Origin of the sequence: Streptomyces sp. LBL (assembly GCF_029893585.1) — a bacterium.
Taxonomy (GTDB): Bacteria; Actinomycetota; Actinomycetes; order Streptomycetales; family Streptomycetaceae; genus Streptomyces.
This window is the reverse complement of record NZ_JARXYX010000042.1, coordinates 1-20,804: the sequence shown is the minus strand read 5'-3', so window position 1 is coordinate 20,804 and position 20,804 is coordinate 1. Positions and strand designations below refer to the sequence as shown.

The window sequence follows — 20,804 nt, the reverse complement described above, 5'->3', positions numbered from 1 at the left end:
CGGACCGTCGGCAGCATGCCCTCCCTCGCCCCCGGCAAGGAAACGGAAGCCGTACGAACCGCCCCACCGTGCCACCCTTGACCCATGCCCGAAGGAGACACGGTCTGGCAGACCGCGAGGCGGCTGCACACCGCGCTCGCGGGCAAGGTGTTGACCCGTAGCGACCTACGGGTCCCCAAGTACGCCACCGCCGACCTCACCGGCCGCACCGTCCTGGACGTCGCCCCGCGCGGCAAACACCTCCTGGCCCGCATCGAGGGCGGCCTCACCCTCCACTCGCACCTGCGGATGGACGGCGCCTGGAAGGTGTACGCCCCCGACCAGCGCTGGAACGGCGGCCCCACGCACCAGATCCGCGCGATCCTAGGCACCGCCGACCGCTCGGCCGTCGGCTACCGCCTCCCCGTCCTCGAACTCCTCCGCACCGCCGACGAACACCGTGCCGTGGGCCACCTCGGCCCCGACCTCCTGGGCCCGGACTGGGACCCCGACCTCGCTCTCGCCAACCTCCTCGCCGCCCCCGCCCGCTCCCTCGGCGAGGCCCTGCTCGACCAGCGCAATCTCGCCGGCATCGGCAACGTCTACAAGAGCGAGCTGTGTTTCCTCCTCGGCGTCACCCCCTGGCTGCCCGTCGGCGCCCTTCCCCACGACCGCGCCGCGCACCTACCCGCACTCGCCAAGAAACTTCTGGAGGTCAACCGGGACCGGCCGGTCCGTGTCACCACGGGCCGCCGAGGCCAGGACCTGTTCGTGTACGGCCGCGCGCCCCGCCCGTGCCTCCGCTGCCACACCCCCGTCCGGGTGGCCGATCAGGGCGACGGCTCCCGCGAACGCCCCACGTACTGGTGCCCGACCTGCCAGACCGGCCCCGCTCCAGCACCGGTCGCCCACCGGTCGCCCCAAGCCCGACCTGTCCGATCCACCCAGCCCTCCGATCCCTCCCATCCGTCCCGGCCGCCCCGGACCACTCCGCCCGTACAGCTCCGTACAACTGATTGACGACCCGTCAGAAACCCTCGTACCGTCCTCTCATGGCCGTCAGCGCGTACGACCTCACCGGACGCACCGCCTTCGTCACCGGCGCCGCCGGCGGCATCGGCCGCGCCTCCGCCATCCTGCTGGCCCGGGCCGGCGCCACCGTGCACTGTGCGGATCTCGACATGTCCGGTCTGGACGAGACGGCGAGGAACATCAAGGAGGCGGGCGGCACCGCCCACCTCCACCACGTCGACGTCACCGACCGCCACCGGCTCCGCCGGGCTGTCGCCTCCTGTGAGCGCCTCGACGTGATGGCCGCGATCGCCGGGATCATGCACAGCAGCCCGGTCCTGGAGACCCGGGACGACGATCTCGACCGTGTACTGAACGTCAACTTCAAGGGCGTGCTGTACGCCTGCCAGGAGGCCGCCCGACTGATGCTGGCCCGGGACTCCAGGGGCAGCATCGTCACCATGGCCTCGGGTGCCGTGGACACCGGCGGCCCCGGTCTGCTCTGCTACGGCGCGTCCAAGGCGGCCGTCGTCCAGCTGACGAAGACCTTGGCGACCGAGGTCGGCCGACACGGCATCCGCGTCAACGCCGTCGCGCCGGGCTGGATCCGCACCCCCATGACAGACCGCCACGACACCGAGGCCCAGGCGCACACCGAGTCACTGATGGCCCGAATGTCGCCGCTGGGCCGGGTCGGCGAACCCGAGGACATCGCCCACGCCGTGCTCTACCTGGCATCCGACGCCTCGGCCTTCACGACGGGCCAGATCCTCCGCCCGAACGGCGGCGTGACGATGCCCTGGTAGTCCCATCCGGCATTCCCTGGCCAACTCCGTCCGACGACACCGCCGCGCCTCCACCCGACGACACCGCCGCGCCCCCACCCGACGACACCGCCGCGCCCCCACTCAACGACACCCCGCCCTCACCACTCACTCGCCAGGCCCTCCCCCACCGTCCCTCGGGCAGCGCCCCCACTGCCCGGGCCTTTGGCACACAGTGCACCGGCAGCAGACTCAGCCCCCATCCCCCGGCCGCGATCGCCCCCTCCAGCGCCCCCGCGCCCGGCGACAGCACGAGCCGCAGCACAGCCCACCACCACAGCCCCGCACCCCCCAGAACCGCCCCCCAGGTTCCGCACACCCGCCAGTCCCACAAGACCTGCCGGTCCCCCCAACCCCCCCACACCCGTTTCACCCCCCAAACTCTCCGGACCCCCCACACCCGTCCGACCCCCCAGCGTCCTATCGGCCGTGCCATCCACCCACCTCCAGCCCGACACCAGTCACCGTCCGCGTCCGCGTCCGCCTCCGACGGGAGGGCGCCCCGACAGCACGCGGCGGCAGGCGAACCCAGAGCGCGGAGTACAGAGCCCAGCGCCGCCTCGGCAGACGGACCGGCGGCTCGCCCGCCTCGGGTCCACGATGCACGAAGGCCCCGGCCGACGCCTCTCCAGACCACCTGTTTCCAGGTGCTTCGGAGAAACCCCGGCCGGGGCCTCACACACGTCTCAGCGCATCGTCAGCTCGTGCGTACGCCCGCCCGAACGATCAGGCGGCAACCACGTCCACCGCTTCGGCGGGCGCCTTGATGGTCACCCGTTCCGGTGGCACACCGGCCACCGAGACGGAACCCAGCATCGGGCGAACCGGCGTGGTCACAGGCTCGCGGGGGGTGGCCGCAGCAGACTGGGCCAGCTCGGCGAGGGCGAGCTCGTCGCTCACTTCCCGCATGAGCTCGGACATCCGTACGTCCAGCGCGTCGCAGATGGCGGAGAGCAGCTCGGAGGAAGCCTCCTTCTGCCCCCGCTCCACCTCGGAGAGATAGCCGAGTGAGACTCGGGCGGACGAGGAGACTTCGCGCAGAGTACGGCCCTGGCGTTGGCGCTGCCGACGCAGCACGTCACCCAGCAGGCGACGGAGCAGAATCATCGGTGGCTCCCTCCTCGGACCGCGTAGCCGCATCCTTCTCGCCCCACCGTACCGCCTTGCGCCGCGGCCGTGCGGGGAGCGATGTCGTGTTCACTCAGGGCTGCAAACATCAAAACCCCCCGTTCCGTTCCGTATCCTGTGTCCGCTCATTCTCAGTCTGTTCGCCCGCAAGCCCCTCCAGGAGCAGTGCGAGTACGCTCCGTACACTCTCCTTACGAATTTCCGCCCGGTCGCCGTTCAACCGCAGCGCGGTCACTTTCCCGCCACCGGACGCTTCGGAATCCGGCGCACAGGGGCCGTCGACGGCCACGAAAACCGTCCCGACAGGCTTGCCGTCCTGCGGTTCCGGGCCGGCGACCCCGGTGGTCGCGATGCCCCAGTCGGCGCCGAGTGCCTTGCGCACTCCCGCCGCCATCTGCGCCGCGACCTGCGGATCCACCGCTCCGCGCTCCGCCAGCAGAGTGGCGTCGACACCCAGCAGTTGATGCTTGAGCTCGGTGGCATAGGCGGTCACCGAACCTCGAAAGGCCTGGGACGCCCCAGGGGCGGCTGTGATGTCCGCCGCGACGAGCCCGCCCGTGAGCGACTCGGCGACGGCGAGCGTCTGACCTTTCACCGTCAGTAGTCGTACCACTTCGGTGGCCGGGGAACTCACGCTTCCGTCCCCTCCAACGCCGCCTTGCGCTCGGCGATTCCCTGCCGACGGAGCACAATGGCCTGTCTCACATAGTCGAGCCCGGTCACCACGGTCAGAACGACGGCTGCCGCCATCACCCAGAACCTCAGGGTGGCCAGCCAGCCAGTCAGCGCCAGAACGTACATCCCGACGGCCACGCCCTGGGTGAGGGTCTTCAGCTTGCCACCCCGGCTCGCCGGGATGACGCCGTACCGGATGACCAGGAAACGCAACAGCGTGATCCCGAGTTCCCTGCCCAGGATGACGAGGGTCACCCACCACGGCAGGTCGCCCAGCGCCGACAGACAGATCAGCGCCGCCCCCATGATCGCCTTGTCGGCGATGGGGTCGGCGATCTTTCCGAAGTCGGTGACCAGGTCGTACGTCCGCGCCAGATGCCCGTCGAACAGGTCAGTGATCATGGCTACAGCGAAGGCCGCCCAGGCGAGCGAGCGCCACGCCGGGTCGTATCCGCCCTCCGCCAGCATCAGCGCGACGAAGCCGGGCACGAGGAGCAGCCGGAGCATGGTCAGCAGATTGGCGATGTTCCAGACGCTGGCCTGGTTGACAGCCGCGGCCGTGATCTTCCCACCGCGCACGGACTTGGAGTCGGACTCAGCAACAGATGCCCCGGCACCACCCGAAGCACCAGGGACCCCGCCACCACCCGAAGCAGAAGGACCGGAACCACCCGAGACACCCGCGGAGCCGACAGCACCGGAACCGCCACCGGACACGGACGGGGTACCCGAAGCCGCCGCACCCGTGGCCGCGCCCTTCGCGGCGGAGGAGCCACCCGCAGCGGACGCCGGTACTCCCGTCATCTGCCCGCCTCCTCACTACCCGTGAGCGAACCGGCGAGCGGCTCGGCCACCAGGTCGACACCTTCCGTACCGACCACCTTCGCCTCGACCATACGACCGACGCTCAGTCCTTCGCTGCTCGTGAGCAGCACGTGGCCGTCGGTCTCGGGTGCCTGATGCGCCCCACGGCCGTACACACCCTCGACGGAGTCCACCGACTCCACGAGTACGTCCACGGTCTCGCCCACGCGCTCCTCGGCCCGCTGCGAGACGAGTTCCTCGGCGAGCCGGGAGACCCGCGCGAGACGCTCGGCGACGACGTCCTCGTCCAGCTTGTTCTCGTATGTCGCCGCTTCCGTGCCGTCCTCGTCGGAGTACCCGAAGACGCCGATGGCGTCCAGCCTCGCGCCGTTCAGGAAGCGCTCCAGCTCGGCCAGGTCGGCCTCGGTCTCGCCGGGGAAGCCCACGATGAAGTTGGAACGCACACCCGCCTGGGGGGCCTTGCTCCGGATGGTGTCGAGCAGCTCCAGGAAGCGGTCGGTGTCGCCGAAGCGCCGCATCGCGCGCAGCACGTCGGGCGCGGAGTGCTGGAAGGACAGGTCGAAGTAGGGGGCGACGTTCGGGGTCGAGGTCAGCACATCGATCAGTCCGGGACGCATCTCGGCCGGCTGGAGGTAGCTGACCCGAACCCGCTCGATGCCGTCGACCTCGGCGAGCTCGGGCAGCAGGGACTCCAGCAGGCGGATGTCACCCAGGTCCTTGCCGTACGACGTGTTGTTCTCGGAGACCAGCATGATCTCCTTCACGCCCTGTTCGGCCAGCCACCGCGTCTCGTTCAGCACATCGCTGGGCCGGCGCGAGATGAAGGAGCCGCGGAAGGACGGGATGGCGCAGAAGGTGCAGCGGCGGTCGCAGCCGGAGGCGAGCTTCACCGAGGCGACGGGGGCGCCGCCCAGACGGCGGCGCAGCGGCGCGCGGGGGCCGGAGGCCGGAGCGAGCCCCTCCGGAAGGTCGACGGGAGCGGCCACGGCCGTCTCCTCGGCGACCGGCCCGTGCCCGGGCAGCGCGACGGACGCCGCCGAATCCTGCCGTCCTGCAGGGCTGATCGGCAGCAGCTTGCGCCGGTCGCGCGGGGTGTGCGAGGCGTGGATGCCGCCGTTCAGGATGGTCTGGAGGCGGTCGGAGATGTCGGCGTAGTCGTCGAAGCCGAGCACGCCGTCGGCCTCCGGGAGGGCCTCGGCGAGATCCTTGCCGTACCGCTCGGCCATGCAGCCCACCGCCACGACGGCCTGGGTTCTGTTGTGCCCCTTGAGGTCGTTGGCCTCCAGGAGGGCGTCGACGGAGTCCTTCTTGGCGGCGTCGACGAAGCCGCACGTGTTGACGACGGCGACGTCCGCGTCCGCGGCGTCCTCCACGAGGTCCCAGCCGTCCGCCTCCAAGCGGCCTGCGAGCTCCTCCGAGTCCACCTCGTTACGGGCGCAGCCAAGAGTGACGAGTGCGACGGTACGGCGTTCAGGCATGGGCTCAAGACTACTTCGTCCCACTGACACCCCATGTCGAAGGGGGCTGGCGATCTTGGCCGGCCCCCTTCTTCACCTCAGCGTGCTCAGCCGACCTGAGGGTCGCCCTTGGTATACGTGAGCCGCTCCACGGCCCCCGGCTTGAAGTCGTTCTCGATCTTCTTGCCGTTCACATACAGCTGGATCGCGCCCGCGTCGCCGAGGACGAGGTTGACCTTCTCGCTGTCCTGGAAGGTCTCGGACTCACCCTGCTTGAGCAGACCGTCGAACAGGAGCCGGCCGTTGTGGTCCTTGGCCGAGATCCAGCTCTTTCCGTCGGCGGCGCTGACCTGGACGGTCACCTTGTCCTGGGGCGCGGCCGCGATGGCGCTGTCCGACGGCTTCGGGTCCTCGGGCTTGTCCTTCTTCGTGGTGGGCGAGGCCGTCGTACTGGTCGAGGGCTTGATGCCCTCGGCGACCTGCGTGTTTGAGCCTGAATCGTCGTTACCGCCCTTGAAGGCGGTGAACCCGACGAAACCGACCACGGCGACGATCGCGGCGACCATGGCCGCGGTCCAGTTGGGCCCGCGCCGCTCCGGGCGGATGCGCTCGGCCTCGAACAGCGGTGCGACCGGTGTAGGAGCCGGACGACCGCCGTGATCGGCGTCGTACTGGGCGAGCAGCGGGGCCGGATCGAGGTGGACGGCCCTGGCCAGAGTACGGATGTGCCCGCGCGCGTACACGTCTCCGCCGCACGGACCGAAGTCGTCCGCCTCGATGGCGTGCACGATGGGCAGGCGGACCCTGGTGGCGGAACTGACGTCGTCGACGGTCATCCCGGCCGTGATACGTGCCTGCTGGAGGACACGACCGATGGAGAGGCGGGCTTCCTCACGGTCGTCTTCGAACGGACGCTCGTCTTCAGGGGATTTGCCGAGGGACACGGGGGCGCCTTTCGAGCGTTTTAGCCGCCTGTGCTGGAGGTTCAGTCTATGGGGGGTACGAAAGAGTGAGGCAACCGGGCGGTGGACTTTGTACGCCATCGGTATGGCCGCGGTGGGGCCGAACACGCCGATGGCGAGGCAGCAGCTTCTCGCTTCCCTCAACTTGACGTACGCCGAAGGGAAACGGTTGCTCAATGATCCCTTACAGGTGAGTCACGATCGGCCACCCACTCGGGCTCCCTCTAAGCCTCCCCGCGGATCACCGCGAGCACGCCGTCCAGCTCATCAGGCTTCACAAGAACATCACGAGCCTTTGAACCTTCGCTCGGTCCGACGATCCCCCGGGACTCCATCAGGTCCATGAGCCGCCCGGCCTTCGCGAAGCCGACCCGCAGCTTGCGCTGCAGCATGGATGTCGACCCGAACTGCGTCGAGACCACCAGCTCGGCCGCCTGGCACAGCAGGTCGAGGTCGTCGCCGATCTCCTCGTCGACCTCCTTCTTCTGCTTGGTGGCCACGGTGACGTCGTCCCGGAAGACCGGCGCCATCTGGTCCTTGCAGTGCTGGACGACCGCCGCGACCTCGTCCTCGGTCACGAAGGCGCCCTGCATACGGGTCGGCTTGTTGGCCCCCATCGGCAGGAACAGCCCGTCGCCCTTGCCGATCAGCTTCTCGGCGCCTGGCTGGTCGAGGATGACCCGCGAGTCGGCGAGCGAGGAGGTGGCGAAGGCGAGCCGCGAGGGCACGTTCGCCTTGATGAGACCGGTGACGACGTCGACCGAGGGCCGCTGCGTGGCGAGCACCAGATGGATGCCGGCCGCGCGCGCGAGCTGCGTGATCCGCACGATCGAGTCCTCGACGTCACGCGGGGCGACCATCATCAGGTCGGCGAGCTCGTCGACGATCACCAGCAGATACGGGTAGGGGTGGAGCTCGCGCTCGCTGCCTTCGGGCTTCTTGACGGTCCCCTCCCGCACGGCGCGGTTGAAGTCGTCGATGTGCCGGTAGCCGTAGGCCGCCAGGTCGTCGTAGCGAAGGTCCATCTCCCGTACGACCCACTGGAGCGCCTCGGCGGCCCGCTTGGGGTTGGTGATGATCGGCGTGATCAGGTGCGGGATGCCCTCGTAGATGGTCAGCTCGACCCGCTTGGGGTCGACCAGGATCATCCGGACGTCCTCCGGTGTCGCCCGCATCATGACCGACGTGATCAGACAGTTGACGCAGGACGACTTGCCGGAGCCGGTCGCGCCGGCGACCAGCACGTGCGGCATCTTCGCCAGCGAGTGCATGACGTAGCCGCCCTCGACGTCCTTGCCGAAGGCGACCAGCATCGGGTCGTCGTCCTCCGCCGACTCGGCCAGCCGCAGCACGTCACCGAGGTTGACCATCTCCCGGTCGGTGTTCGGGATCTCGATGCCGACGGCCGACTTCCCGGGGATCGGGCTGATGATCCGCACGTCCGGACTGGCGACGGCGTACGCGATGTTCTTGGCCAGGGCGGTGATCCGCTCGACCTTCACGGCGGGGCCGAGCTCCACCTCGTAGCGCGTGACCGTCGGCCCGCGGGTGAAGCCGGTGACGGCGGCGTCGACCTTGAACTCGGTGAAGACGTTCGTGAGCGAGGCGACCACGGCGTCGTTGGCGGCACTGCGCGCCTTGCCGGGGCCCCCGCGCATGAGGAGGTCGAGCGAGGGCAGCGAGTACGTGATGTCGCCGGACAACTGGAGCTGCTCGGCGCGCGACGGCAGCTCGCGCGGCTCGCTGGGCGGCGACTTGGTGAGGTCCCGGACCTCGCCCTTCCGCGGCGTGTCGTGCCTCTCCCCCTTCCGCGGTGCATCGAGCTTCTCCTGCTCGGGCCGCGCGGCCGGCCCCGGCACGGGGGTCGGCGTCGGCGTCGTCTCCTCGCGGTCGCCCACACTCACCCCCTGGGTGAGGTCGGCGACGATCGGCGAGGGCGGCATGCCGTGCAGGACGGCACCGTCGAGTGCGGCAGCGGCGGCCGCGGCGACATCCACGGCGTCCAGGGGGCGGTTCATGTCGGGCTGCGGCACGGCGGAGCGGCGGGGGCGGCCCCGCCGGGTGGAGAGCGCCTCCTGCTCCGCACTGTCGGGGTCGTACGCCGTCGGGGCGGGAGCGCGCCTGCGGGTGCGGCCGGGCACCGCCTCGCGCCACTGGTCGTCGTACCGCTCGTCGTCCTCGGTGAACTCCTCCTGGACGGGCTCGTGGACGATGCCCAACTTCACGCCGAGCAGCCGCAGCCGCTGCGGGATGGCGTTGACCGGGGTCGCCGTGACGACGAGCAATCCGAACACCGTGAGCAGCACGAGCAGCGGTACGGCGAGGACCTCGCCCATGGTGTACGTCAGCGGGGTGGCCGCGCCCCAGCCGATGAGGCCGCCCGCGTCCCTTATCGCCTGCATGCCGTCGCTTCGGGCGGGCGAGCCGCAGGCGATGTGGACCTGGCCGAGCACGCCGATGACGAGCGCCGACAGACCGATCACGATCCGCCCGTTGGCCTCGGGCTGCTCCGGGTGGCGGATGAACCGTACGGCGATCACCGCGAGCAGTATCGGCACCAGCAGGTCGAGCCGGCCGAAGGCGCCGGTCACCAGCATCTCGACGAGGTCCCCGACGGGGCCTCGCAGGTTCGACCACGTGCCGGCGGCGACGATCAGGGCGAGGGCGAGCAGCAACAACGCGACGCCGTCCTTGCGGTGAGCAGGGTCGAGGTTCTTCGCGCCCTGTCCTATCCCGCGGAACACCGCGCCGACGGCGTGCGCGAGGCCCAGCCAGACGGCGCGGACGAGCCGGTAGACGCCTCCGGTCGGGCTGGGCGCCGGCTTCGGCGGCACGGCTTTCCTCGCGGCGGCCTTCCGGGCGGGCGCCTTCTTCGCGGATGCCCTTTTCGCAGCGGCCTTCTTCGCCGCAGCCTTCGCCGGAGCGGCCGCCTTCTTGGCGGGCTTCTTGGCTGCGGAAGGAGGTGGGGCCATAGGTGTGAGGTTACCGGTGGAGACGACAGGGGACACGCGTGCCGGTTGCTTCACCCGTTCGTGTCGCCGTTATGAGGGCACAAAGCTGACGACGTCGTTACACGGGCGCGAAGCTGACGACGTCTCATGCGATGCCGTCATGACTGCGGGCAGTCGTACCGCTGGGGAGGGGGCGCGGGCCGAACCCCGCCGACGCCGGGCTGCGCGGCCCACCGCCCACCGAGGCACCGGGCGGCCCACACAACACACCCCAGCCGGACCTCAGTTCTGCGAGGACACCGAATTCGCGCTCCCGGTCCCCGGCTCCAACGCGTCCAGCGCCCGCCGCAACCCCGTGAGTTTGCGTTCGAGATGAGCCGCCGTGGCAACCGCCGCCGCGTCCGCCGACTCGTCGTCGAGTTGCTTGGACAGCGCCTCGGCCTGCTCCTCGACCGCCGCGAGCCGCGCGGAGAGCTCGGCGAGCAGTCCCGCCGGCTCCTTGGCCTCACCGACCGAGACCTTGCCGCCACCGCCCTCCAGCTGGAGCCGCAGCAACGCCGCCTGCTCCCGCAGTTGGCAGTTCTTCATGTACAGCTCGACGAAGACGGAGACCTTGGCGCGCAGCACCCAGGGGTCGAACGGCTTGGAGATGTAATCGACCGCGCCCGCCGCGTACCCGCGGAAGGTGTGGTGCGGTCCGTGGTTGATCGCGGTGAGGAAGATGATCGGGATGTCCCGGGTCCTCTCCCGCCGCTTGATGTGCGCGGCCGTTTCGAATCCGTCCATGCCCGGCATCTGGACGTCCAGCAGAATGACCGCGAAGTCGTCCGTGAGCAGTGCTTTGAGCGCTTCCTCCCCGGACGATGCCCGCACCAGCGTCTGATCGAGCGCAGAGAGGATGGCCTCCAGCGCCAGCAGATTCTCCGGCCGGTCATCGACCAGGAGGATCTTGGCCTTCTGCACCATGGCCCGCCCTCCTCGCCCCGGCGTGGGGCCTCCCCTGTCCGCAGGACTCGGGGTGGCACCGACCGGCGCCTCCCCCGGGGACGACTCCCTTGCGCCGCCCGTCCTTGTGCCGGTCATCGTAGCCGCACCCCGCCTGTCGCCACACCCTGTCACCGCGATGTCACTGTGCACGCAGCAGAAACGCAGCGGAAGACCAGAAGGTTCCCCGGATCCCGTACTTCTACACGACTTCGACCACCCTGAATCAGCAACTCCGGCCGCCTCCCGAACGTTCCCGCCGCATGGTCACGAAGCCCGAACAAAGCCCGACCGTTCCCGTCACTCCCCACGCATCCACTGCTCCATCACAGCCAGCAGGTGATCGGGGTCGACCGGCTTGGTGACGTAGTCGGAGGCACCCGACTCGATCGCCTTCTCCCGGTCGCCCTTCATCGCCTTCGCGGTCAGCGCGATGATCGGCAACCCGGCGAACTGCGGCATCCTGCGGATCGCCGTGGTCGTCGCGTATCCGTCCATCTCGGGCATCATGATGTCCATCAGGACGACCGCCACGTCGTCGTGCTGCTCCAGCACCTCGATGCCCTCGCGGCCGTTCTCGGCGTACAGCACGGACAGTCCGTGCTGCTCCAGGACGCTGGTCAGCGCGAAGACGTTGCGGATGTCGTCGTCGACGATCAGCACTTTCTCCCCGCCGAACCGGATACCGCGGCGCGGCTGCTTTGTGGCGATCTCCTGCTCCGTGACCGTCGGCCAGCCCTCCTGCTGAGCGTGCCGCTGTTCGATCTCCTGCACGGGCCTGCGGCGGCGCCGGAAGAGCGCGGCGGGACCGTTCTGCGTCTCCCGGTACGACTTCACCTCGGCCGGCGTCTCGATCTCCACGTCGGACAGCTCGGACGACTCGGGCAGCCCCGAGCCGGACGCCATCAGCTCGCCCATCTCCAGCGGCGGCGCGAGCTGCTGGTAGCCCTGCGGCGGCAGTTCGCTCGGGTGCAGCGGCAAATACAGCGTGAACGTCGATCCGCGCCCCGGCTCGCTCTGGGCGTAGATCTCACCGCCGAGCAGCTGCGCGATCTCCCGCGAGATCGACAGCCCCAGTCCGGTGCCGCCGTACTTGCGACTGGTCGTACCGTCGGCCTGCTTGAACGCCTCGAAGATCACCCGCATCTTGCTGGCCGCGATCCCGATACCGGTGTCGGTCACCGAGAACGCGATCAGGTCCGCGCCCGGGTCGCGCAGCGAACCGGTCTCCAGGAGCTGCTCGCGGATTCCGTTCGGCACATCCCGGCCGGCCGGCCGGATGACCAGCTCGACGGCGCCGGAGTCGGTGAACTTCACCGCGTTGGACAGCAGGTTGCGCAGCACCTGCAGCAGCCGCTGTTCGTCGGTGTGCAGCGTGGCGGGCAACTCCGGCGAGACCCGCACGGAGAGGTCGAGGCCCTTCTCGGCGGTCAGCGGGCGGAAGGTGGCCTCCACGTAGTCGACGAGCTGCACCAGCGCGATACGCGTCGGGGAGACGTCCATCTTGCCCGCCTCGACCTTCGACAGGTCGAGGATGTCGTTGATCAGCTGGAGCAGGTCGGATCCTGCACCATGGATCGTCTCGGCGAACTCGACCTGCTTCGGGGAGAGGTTCCCCTCGGCGTTGTCGGCGAGCAACTTGGCCAGGATCAGCAACGAGTTGAGCGGCGTCCGCAGCTCGTGCGACATGTTGGCGAGGAACTCGCTCTTGTAGCGCATCGACACCGCGAGCTGCTCGGCACGCTCCTCCAGAACCTGCCGCGCCTCCTCGATCTCGGTGTTCTTCACCTCGATGTCGCGGTTCTGCCGGGCCAGCAGCTCGGCCTTCTCCTCCAGTTCGGCGTTGGACGCCTGGAGGGCCTTCTGCCGGTTCTCCAACTCGGCCGACCGTTCCCTGAGTTGCTCGGTCAGCTCCTGCGACTGCTTCAGCAGCACCTCGGTCTTCGTGTTGACCGAGATGGTGTTGACGCTGGTCGCGATCATCTCGGCGATCTGGTTGAGGAAGTCCTTCTGGATGTGCGTGAAAGGCGTGAAGGAGGCCAGCTCGATGACGCCGAGCACCGTGCCCTCGAACAGCACCGGGAGGACGATCACTTGCGCGGGCGGCGCCTCTCCGAGCCCGGAGGAGATCTTGAGATAGCCGCTGGGCGCGTTCTCCACGACGATCGTGCGCTTCTCCTGGGCCGCCGTCCCGATGAGCGCCTCACCGGGCCGGAACGACGTCGGCATGGAGCCCATCGAGTAGCCGTACGACCCGAGCATGCGCAGCTCGTACGCCTCCTCGTTCTCGGCGTTCATGTCCTTGCCGTCCAGGAGCGGCATGGCGACGAAGAACGCGCCGTGCTGCGCGGTCACCACCGGTGTCAGCTCGCTCATGATCAGCGAGGCCACGTCCGCCAGATCGCGTCGGCCCTGCATCAGCGCGGAGATGCGGGCGAGGTTGCCCTTGAGCCAGTCCTGCTCCTTGTTGGCGATCGTGGTGTCGCGCAGGTTGGCGATCATCTTGTTGATGTAGTCCTGGAGCTCCTGGATCTCCCCGGACGCGTCCACGTCGATCTTCAGGTTCAGGTCGCCACGGGTCACCGCGGTCGCCACGCGTGCGATGGCCCGCACCTGTCGGGTCAGGTTCCCGGCCATCTCGTTCACCGACTCGGTCAGGTCGCGCCAGGTCCCGTCGACGTCCCGCACGCGTGCCTGACCGCCCAGCTGGCCTTCCGTACCCACCTCGCGGGCGACTCGGGTGACCTCCTCGGCGAACGACGACAGCTGATCCACCATCGTGTTGATCGTCGTCTTCAGCTCGAGGATCTCGCCTCGCGCGTCGATGTCGATCTTCTTCGTCAGGTCGCCCTTGGCGATGGCCGTGGTCACCATGGCGATGTTGCGCACCTGACCGGTCAGGTTGGACGCCATCTGGTTCACCGACTCGGTGAGGTCCTTCCAGGTACCGGCCACACCCGGCACCCGCGCCTGACCGCCCAGAATACCGTCCGTGCCCACCTCGCGGGCCACCTTGGTGACCTGGTCGGCGAACGAACTCAGCGTCTTCACCATGGTGTTGAAGGTGTCGGCGAGCTGCGCGACCTCGCCGCGCGCCTCGATCGTCACCGTCCGCGTCAGATCACCGTTGGCGACCGCGGCCGCGACCTGGGAGATGTTGCGCACCTGCACGGTCAGGTTGTTGGCCATCAGGTTGACGTTGTCGGTGAGGTCCTTCCAGATGCCCGTGACACCCGACGCGTGCGCCTGGCCGCCCAGGATGCCCTCGGTCCCCACCTCGCGGGCCACCCGGGTCACCTGCTCGGCGAACGACGACAGCTGATCCACCATCGTGTTCACCGTGGTGACGAGTTCGAGGATCTCGCCCTTCGCGTCGACGGTGATCTTCTTCGACAGGTCACCCTTGGCGACCGCGGTCGTGACCTCGGCGATGTTGCGGACCTGGATCGTCAGGTTGTTCGCCATGAAGTTCACGGACTGCGTGAGGTCCTTCCAGGTGCCGGAGACACCCTGCACCTCGGCCTGGCCGCCGAGGATGCCCTCCGTACCCACCTCACGGGCCACCCGCGTGACCTCTTCGGCGAACGACGACAGCTGGTCCACCATCGTGTTCAGGGTGTTCTTCAGCTCCAGGATCTCGCCGCGCGCGTCCACGGTGATCTTCTGGGACAGGTCACCCCGGGCCACCGCGGTCGCCACCTGGGCGATGTTGCGCACCTGGCCGGTCAGGTTGGACGCCATGCCGTTCACGGAGTCGGTCAGGTCCCGCCACACACCGGCAACACCGGGCACCTGCGCCTGACCGCCGAGCTGCCCGGCCGTGCCCACCTCGCGGGCGACCCGGGTCACCTGGTCGGCGAAGGCGGACAGCTGGTCGACCATCGTGTTGATGGTGTTCTTCAGCTCCAGGATCTCGCCGCGCGCGTCCACGTCGATCTTCTGGGACAGGTCACCCCGGGCCACCGCGGTCGTCACCTGGGCGATCTGCCTCACCTGCGAGGTGAGGTTGCCGCCCATGAAGTTGACGGAGTCGGTGAGCTCCTTCCACGTACCGGACACACCCGGCACCACGGCCTGACCGCCGAGGCGCCCCTCGGTGCCCACGTCCCGCGCCATCCGCGTCACCTGGTCGGCGAAGGCCGAGAGCTGGTCCACCATCGTGTTCACGGTGTTCTTCAGCTGGAGCATCTCGCCGGAGACGTCCACGGTGACCTTCTGCGACAGGTCACCGTTGGCGACCGCCGTCGTGACCTGCGCGATGTTCCTCACCTGTCCGGTGAGATTCCGGAACGCGGTGTTGACGGAGTCGGTGAGATCCTTCCACGTCCCGGCGGCCCCCGGCACCTGCGCCTGACCGCCCAGCTCACCCTCGACGCCGACCTCGCGCGCCACCCGCGTGACCTCGGCACCGAACGCGGAGAGCTGGTCCACCATCCCGTTGACGGTGTTCTTCAGCTCCAGCATCTCGCCGGCCACGTCCACGGTGACCTTCTGCGACAGGTCACCGTTGGCCACGGCCGTCGTCACGGCGGCGATGTCCCGCACCTGCGTGGTGAGGTTCCGGAAGACCGTGTTCACCGAATCGGTGAGGTCCTTCCACGTCCCCGCCGCGCCCGGCACGTTCGCCTGCCCGCCGAGCTGCCCCTCGGCACCGACCTCGTTGGCCACGCGCGTGACCTCGTCCGCGAAGATCCGCAGCGTCTCGGTCATCTGGTTGATCGTGTCCGCGAGCTGCGCGACCTCACCGCGCGCCGACACCGTCACCTTCTGCGACAGGTCACCGTTGGCGACCGCGGTGGTCACCTGGGCGATCCCGCGCACCTGAGCGGTCAGATTGCCGGCCATGAGGTTCACCGAATCGGTGAGGTCCTTCCACACGCCCGCCACACCGGGCACCTGCGCCTGACCGCCCAGTTCGCCCTCGACACCCACTTCGCGGGCGACTCGCGTCACCTCGGAGGAGAAGGACGACAGCTGGTCCACCATCGTGTTGACGGTGTTCTTCAGCTGCAGCATCTCGCCTTCGACATGAACCGTGACCTTCCGGGACAAGTCACCCTTGGCCACCGCCGTCGTCACCAACGCGATGTCGCGCACCTGGGCCGTCAACCGGTACGCCATGGTGTTGACGGACTCGGTGAGGTCCTTCCATGAACCGGACATACCGCGCACCCTGGCCTGCCCGCCCAGCTTGCCCTCGGTGCCCACCTCGCTGGCCACGCGCGTGACCTCGTCGGTGAACGTCGACAGTTGGTCGACCAGGTTGTTGACGGTCCGCCCGACCCGCAGGAACTCACCGCGCAGCGGATGCCCGCCTCCGTCCGGCGCCTGCGTCCGCAGCTCCATTCGGGGCGACAGATCGCCCTCCGCCACCGCCGACAGCACCCGGCCGACCTCGGAGACAGGCCGTACGAGATCGTCCACAAGGGCGTTCGAGTTGTCGATCGCGCTCGCCCAGGAACCCTGACAGGCGCCCGATTCCAGCCGTTCTGTGAGTTTTCCCTCGCGGCCCACCATGCGCCGCACGCGCGACAACTCACCCGTCAGATGGAGATTACGGTCAGCCACCTCGTTGAAAACCGCAGCGATCTCCGACATCACGCCGTCCCCGGACACCGTGAGCCGCTTTCGGAAGTTCCCGTCGCGCATCGCGACGAGCGCGACCATCAACCGGTCCAGGGCAGCGCTGTCCACCGCGGTGGTCCCTCCCCGTGGCTTGCGCTGGTTACCCGGGGACTGTCCGTCTTTCGCGCGCGTCTTAGTGCCCCGCGTCGCTGCGCCAGACTCCACTGTGTCCCTCCCGCAAGGGTCGACCGTTACTGCTGTGGTCCGGTACTACTGTTCGGCGTACCAGGTACTGATGGGTATTCATGTCCGCTATGTCAAGGCCGCACCCTGGGCTGCTGCCCACCGCATGCAAACCACACTCAGCCTGCCGGTACCTTCACCAGAAGCTTGCCCAGTGTTTCACCCTGGCTGAACCAGGCCATAACAGTTCGGCAGCTTCGCACATCGTCCGCACACCCTCCGGACGAAAACACTGCAGACCGGCATCCGCACGGACGGGGAAGGTAAGTAACCTTGCATCCGGCTGTCCAGCCCCGCCGGTCCGTCCGGCCTGGACGGTGGCACGAGAACGAGCGGGCATCGGAGGGGCGACCGCACACATGACCACCGGACTGATCCCTGGGGGACAGCCCCCGGACCCCCGGCCGACGGGTGCTCTGCCGCACAAGCGGCACGAGCCGGTCGGCCAGGCAGCCCTGCACGTCGACAACAGGCCGAGGAGTTCAGTGATCACCGCGCGCGCGGCCGCCAGCTTCGAACCCGTCGGGCGATCGGTCGCGAGCGCCCGCTCGTTCGTCCGCGACACCCTCCAGGGCTGGGGCTTCGCCGACATCATCGACGACGCCGTCGTCCTGACCAGCGAACTGGTGACCAACGCCGTGGTGCACGCGGGCACCGCCGCGGACGTCCTGTGTCTACGCAGTGACGAAGGCGCACGGATCGAGGTGGCCGACCGCTACCCCGAACGCGAGGTCCCCCTCCAGGGCCAAGCCGTCAACATGGGCAACCTGGACCGCGAGGGCGGCCGCGGCCTCCAGCTCTGCGCGGCCCTCGCCGGCCGCTGGGGCGTGGAGTACACGCCCACCCAGAAGCAGGTCTGGTTCCAACTCGACCTCCCCGGACGCCCCGTGGGCACCCGCGCCGCGGGTCCGTCCCTGCCCGTCGACCTCCTCCCCCTCGCCGACGGCCGCGTCCGCGTCGCCGTCGTCCAGATCGACCGCACGGGCGCCATCACCTCCTGGAACGAGGACTGCGAGGAACTCTTCGGCTACACCGCCGAACAGGTCATCGGCAAGCCGCTGACCGACCTCGCGGCCTGGCCGCACACCCCGGGCACCAGCACCGGCATCGCCGAGGCCCTCCAACTCTCGCGCTGGGAGGGCAGTTACGGCATCAGGGGTGCCAACGGCCGGGTCCTCTCCGTGTACGCCTCCCACCTCCGCGTCCGCGACACCGGCGGCGAACCCTCCACCGTCTGTCTCCTCGTGAGAGACCACGAACGGGCCGTCCTGCAGACCCCGTTGCGGGTACCCGCCTCGGACACGTCCACCTCCTCCGACGGCAAGAGCACCGACCCGTTCGAGGTGTTCATCGGCTCCCCGGCGCCGGACGACCTCGACGGCCTCCTCCAGCGCACGGTGGAACGCGCCCGCGACATGCTCGACGCCGACTCCGCCTTCCTGCTTCTGGCCACCGACGACGAAACGGTGTTGGAGGTCCGCGCCTCCACCGGCCTGCCCTCCGCCCGCCAGCGCTTCGCCCGCGTCCCCGTCGAGGCCGGCCCCGGCCGCTACGGCTCGGCCCGCATGCCGGCTGTCCACGACGACCTGACGGCCGTACCTGGCGCCGTACCGCTGCTGAACGGCACCGGCATGCGCTCGGTCGTCACGGTCCCGCTCAAGGTCGAGGGACGTCTCACAGGCTCCCTGGGCGTGGCGGCGGAGGCCCCTGGCAGATACTCGAACGAGGAGGCGCTGCGCCTCCAGTTCGCCGCCGACCGCATCGCGCTGGCGGTGGAGTCCGCACGCCTCGGAGAACTGGAAGGCCTGCGCCGCGGCTCCCTCGGTTTCCTCGTCGAGGCCTCCGACCTTCTGGCCGGCACCCTCGACCGCGACCAGACCCTTGCCCTCATGGCCCAGATGACGGTCCCGACCCTGGCCACCTGGTGCGCCGTGTACACGATCGCCGACCAGGCCTCCGACCCGTACCTCTCGTACGTCCTGCACGAGGACGAGGAACTGATCGACGGCATCAAGTCCCTCCTCTCCAAGGTCCCCCCGCCCGACCCGGTGCCCACTCCCGGCGCCCGCGTCTGGTCGGCCCCCGGCGAGGCGGCCCACCAGGCGGCCCTGCGCAGCTCCATGCGCAGTCTGGGCCTCAACGGCGGCCCGACCCGCCAGATCGCCTCAGGCATCGGCCCCACGCTCGCCACAGCCTCGGCGGCGGGCGGCGAGACCGTCGTCCTGCCGCTGGTGGCCCGCAACCGGGTCATCGGCATGCTCACCCTGGGCAAGCCCACCGACGAACACTTCCGCCAGGAGATCCTGGAACTGGCCGAGGACTTGTCCCGCCGGGCCGCCCTCGCCCTCGACAACGCGCGCCTCTACTCCGAGCGCACGGCCATCAGCCAGTCCCTCCAACGCAGCCTCCTGCCTCCCGAACTCCCCGATATCGACGGCGTGGAGGTCGAGGTCATCTACCGCGCGGCCGGCGAGGGCAACGAGGTCGGCGGCGACTTCTACGACCTCTTCCCCATCCGCGACGGCGTCTACGGCTTCGCCATCGGAGACGTCTGCGGTACGGGCCCGAACGCCGCGGCGGTCACCGGCCTGGCCCGTCATGCGCTGAGGTTGCTGGCCCGCGAGGGGCTCAGCGGCCCGACGGTCCTCGAGCGCCTCAACTCCGCGATCCTCGACGAGGGCGCCCGCAGCCGCTTCCTCACCCTCCTCTACGGCGAGTTGTGGCCCCAGGAGGACGGCAGCGCCAAGCTGAAGGTGGTCTGCGCCGGCCATCCCCTCCCGCTCCGCCTCCGCCAGGACGGCACCGTCGAACCCGCGGCCGAACCCCAGCCGCTCCTCGGCGTGATGGACGACCTCGAACTGTACGAGCAGGAGGTCACCCTCGATCCCGGCGACGTGCTTCTCTGTGTCACCGACGGCGTCACCGAACGCCGCGAGGGCACCCGCATGCTGGGCGACGACGGCCTCGCCGACGTGCTCACGACGTGCACAGGCCTCACGGCGGGCGCGGTCGCCGCCCGCATCATGCGCGCGGTGGAACGCTTCGCGTCGGACGCTCCCTCGGACGACATGGCCATTCTGGCGATGCGCGTCCCAGGCCTCCACAAGGACTGACGAGGGCATGCGAAAGGCCCCCGCCCGAAAGGGCGAGGGCCTTTTTCTGAGCCCCCAAACGGAATCGAACCGTTGACCTTCTCCTTACCATGGAGACGCTCTACCGACTGAGCTATAGGGGCCGGTCGCCTTGGCGAGGTTTCCCCCGCGGCAACGGAATAGATCATACCCCGAAGGGACCTGTGTCCCCAACTGCCCTCCCAGGTCGGGCGAACCTCTCAGAAGGCAGGCTGCAGCAGCCCTCCAAGGGCATTGCACGCGCCCACGATCCGCTGCATGTCCCGCTTCGCCAGAGCGGCGTCCACCGGCAGCGCCAGCGTCTCGTCGGCGGCTCGCTCGGTCTCCGGCAGCGAGACGCACCGCCGGTACTCCGGCAGCCGATGCACGGGCGTCTTCACCGGCACCCGGCACTCGACGCCCCGGGCCCGCACGGCCCTGGCGAACGCGTCGCGGTCCGGCCGACCGTTACCCGGGACCCGCACGACGTACTGCTGGTAGGTGTGGCCGACAGCTTCGTCGGGCGTCCGCACACCCCGCAACTTCGCATCGAGATAGGCGGCCCGCTCCCTGCGCTGGGCGACTTCGTCATACGGCGCCTCTGACTCGCCCTCCTGCAACACCAGCAGCCCGTGAAGCTCCCCGATCCCGAGCAGTCGGGCCATATCGGCCGGCCGGCCGAAGCGGTGGACGACGACAACAGCCGCCGTTCGCGCAGTCACGGCCGCTTCGACTGCGGTCGCGTCGAGACAGTAGGTGAGCGGATCGATGTCGGCGAACACCGGAAGCGCCCCGGCCAGCACTACGGCCTCGGCAACCTCCACGTTCCCGAAGGCCGGTATGACGACCTCGTCACCGACTCCGACGCCGGCGGCCCTGAGTAGTGCAGCAGTACCCATGCTGTGGATGCTGGTTGCGCAACGTGAACTTCAAGTGACGCAGAACAAAAAAGGGTTGGTCCCTGAACCGAAGTTCAGGGACCAACCCTTTGAATGATTGTTCGGCGGCGTCCTACTCTCCCACAGGGTCCCCCCTGCAGTACCATCGGCGCTGTAAGGCTTAGCTTCCGGGTTCGAAATGTAACCGGGCG

The 20,804-nt window shown here is 69.2% G+C and carries 13 protein-coding genes, 1 tRNA gene and 1 rRNA gene; 3 read left to right on the top strand and 12 right to left on the bottom strand.

Going from position 1 to position 20,804, the window contains the following annotated elements:
* Positions 1–84: 84 nt before the first annotated feature.
* Both M2271_RS36880 and M2271_RS36875 read left to right on the top strand, forming a co-directional pair.
* Positions 85–999: a DNA-formamidopyrimidine glycosylase family protein gene (locus M2271_RS36880; protein ID WP_280891829.1), complete on the top strand. Its 915-nt coding sequence runs from the start codon at positions 85–87 to the stop codon at positions 997–999.
* 32 nt (positions 1,000–1,031) lie between these two features.
* The gene (locus M2271_RS36875; RefSeq protein ID WP_280891828.1) at positions 1,032–1,796 is read left to right on the top strand and encodes an SDR family NAD(P)-dependent oxidoreductase; all 765 of its coding nucleotides are present in this window, start codon (positions 1,032–1,034) and stop codon (positions 1,794–1,796) included.
* Here the strand turns inward: M2271_RS36875 and M2271_RS36870 are convergent.
* The 9 genes from M2271_RS36870 to M2271_RS36830 form a co-directional block, all read right to left on the bottom strand.
* Positions 1,744–2,133, bottom strand: a complete 390-nt coding sequence (locus M2271_RS36870; RefSeq protein ID WP_280891827.1) for a hypothetical protein — start codon at positions 2,131–2,133, stop codon at positions 1,744–1,746. The genes M2271_RS36875 and M2271_RS36870 overlap by 53 nt on opposite strands.
* Before the next feature lie 407 nt (positions 2,134–2,540).
* On the bottom strand, positions 2,541–2,921 hold the full coding sequence (locus M2271_RS36865) for a helix-turn-helix transcriptional regulator (protein WP_280891826.1): 381 nt from the start codon (positions 2,919–2,921) through the stop codon (positions 2,541–2,543).
* A 109-nt stretch (positions 2,922–3,030) separates the two neighbouring features.
* Positions 3,031–3,576 carry a CinA family protein gene (locus M2271_RS36860; protein ID WP_280891825.1) on the bottom strand — a complete coding sequence of 182 codons (546 nt, stop codon included), beginning with the start codon at positions 3,574–3,576 and terminating at the stop codon, positions 3,031–3,033.
* Entirely contained in the window at positions 3,573–4,421 is an 849-nt protein-coding gene (gene pgsA, locus M2271_RS36855) for a CDP-diacylglycerol--glycerol-3-phosphate 3-phosphatidyltransferase (protein ID WP_280891824.1), read from the bottom strand. Before pgsA ends, M2271_RS36860 begins: the two co-directional genes overlap by 4 nt.
* Entirely contained in the window at positions 4,418–5,920 is a 1,503-nt protein-coding gene (gene rimO, locus M2271_RS36850) for a 30S ribosomal protein S12 methylthiotransferase RimO (protein ID WP_280891823.1), read from the bottom strand. Before rimO ends, pgsA begins: the two co-directional genes overlap by 4 nt.
* Positions 5,921–6,006: 86 nt before the next feature.
* On the bottom strand, positions 6,007–6,843 hold the full coding sequence (locus M2271_RS36845; RefSeq protein WP_280891822.1) for a helix-turn-helix domain-containing protein: 837 nt from the start codon (positions 6,841–6,843) through the stop codon (positions 6,007–6,009).
* Positions 6,844–7,085: 242 nt separating this feature from the next.
* Positions 7,086–9,833, bottom strand: a complete 2,748-nt coding sequence (locus M2271_RS36840; protein WP_280891821.1) for a DNA translocase FtsK — start codon at positions 9,831–9,833, stop codon at positions 7,086–7,088.
* A gap of 261 nt (positions 9,834–10,094) precedes the next feature.
* Entirely contained in the window at positions 10,095–10,778 is a 684-nt protein-coding gene (locus M2271_RS36835) for a response regulator (RefSeq protein WP_280891820.1), read from the bottom strand.
* Between the two features lie 318 nt (positions 10,779–11,096).
* Positions 11,097–16,586, bottom strand: coding sequence for a HAMP domain-containing protein (locus tag M2271_RS36830; protein ID WP_280891819.1), 5,490 nt, complete (start codon positions 16,584–16,586; stop codon positions 11,097–11,099).
* Between the two features lie 377 nt (positions 16,587–16,963).
* Here M2271_RS36830 and M2271_RS36825 point away from each other — a divergent pair, with 377 nt between their 5' ends.
* Positions 16,964–19,717 (top strand): SpoIIE family protein phosphatase, encoded by a 2,754-nt coding sequence (locus tag M2271_RS36825; RefSeq protein ID WP_280891818.1) that lies wholly within the window; start codon positions 16,964–16,966, stop codon positions 19,715–19,717.
* A gap of 49 nt (positions 19,718–19,766) precedes the next feature.
* On the opposite strand, the gene M2271_RS36820 is transcribed toward M2271_RS36825, so the two are convergent.
* The 3 genes from M2271_RS36820 to rrf all read right to left on the bottom strand — a co-directional run.
* Positions 19,767–19,839 (bottom strand) — tRNA-Thr (locus M2271_RS36820).
* A 96-nt stretch (positions 19,840–19,935) separates the two neighbouring features.
* Positions 19,936–20,613, bottom strand: coding sequence for a DegT/DnrJ/EryC1/StrS family aminotransferase (locus M2271_RS36815; RefSeq protein WP_280891817.1), 678 nt, complete (start codon positions 20,611–20,613; stop codon positions 19,936–19,938).
* Positions 20,614–20,712: 99 nt separating this feature from the next.
* Positions 20,713–20,804, bottom strand: a 5S ribosomal RNA gene (gene rrf, locus M2271_RS36810); the annotation flags it as partial.

Excerpts from the sequence above, each read along its gene's own strand:
- M2271_RS36880 (WP_280891829.1), top strand. The coding sequence starts at position 85 with ATGCCCGAAGGAGACACGGTCTGGCAGACCGCGAGGCGGCTGCACACC.
- M2271_RS36875 (WP_280891828.1), top strand. The coding sequence starts at position 1,032 with ATGGCCGTCAGCGCGTACGACCTCACCGGACGCACCGCCTTCGTCACC.
- M2271_RS36865 (WP_280891826.1), bottom strand. The coding sequence starts at position 2,921 with ATGATTCTGCTCCGTCGCCTGCTGGGTGACGTGCTGCGTCGGCAGCGC.
- pgsA (WP_280891824.1), bottom strand. The coding sequence starts at position 4,421 with ATGACGGGAGTACCGGCGTCCGCTGCGGGTGGCTCCTCCGCCGCGAAG.
- rimO (WP_280891823.1), bottom strand. The coding sequence starts at position 5,920 with ATGCCTGAACGCCGTACCGTCGCACTCGTCACTCTTGGCTGCGCCCGT.
- M2271_RS36840 (WP_280891821.1), bottom strand. The coding sequence starts at position 9,833 with ATGGCCCCACCTCCTTCCGCAGCCAAGAAGCCCGCCAAGAAGGCGGCC.
- M2271_RS36835 (WP_280891820.1), bottom strand. The coding sequence starts at position 10,778 with ATGGTGCAGAAGGCCAAGATCCTCCTGGTCGATGACCGGCCGGAGAAT.
- M2271_RS36825 (WP_280891818.1), top strand. The coding sequence starts at position 16,964 with ATGACCACCGGACTGATCCCTGGGGGACAGCCCCCGGACCCCCGGCCG.
- M2271_RS36815 (WP_280891817.1), bottom strand. The coding sequence starts at position 20,613 with ATGGGTACTGCTGCACTACTCAGGGCCGCCGGCGTCGGAGTCGGTGAC.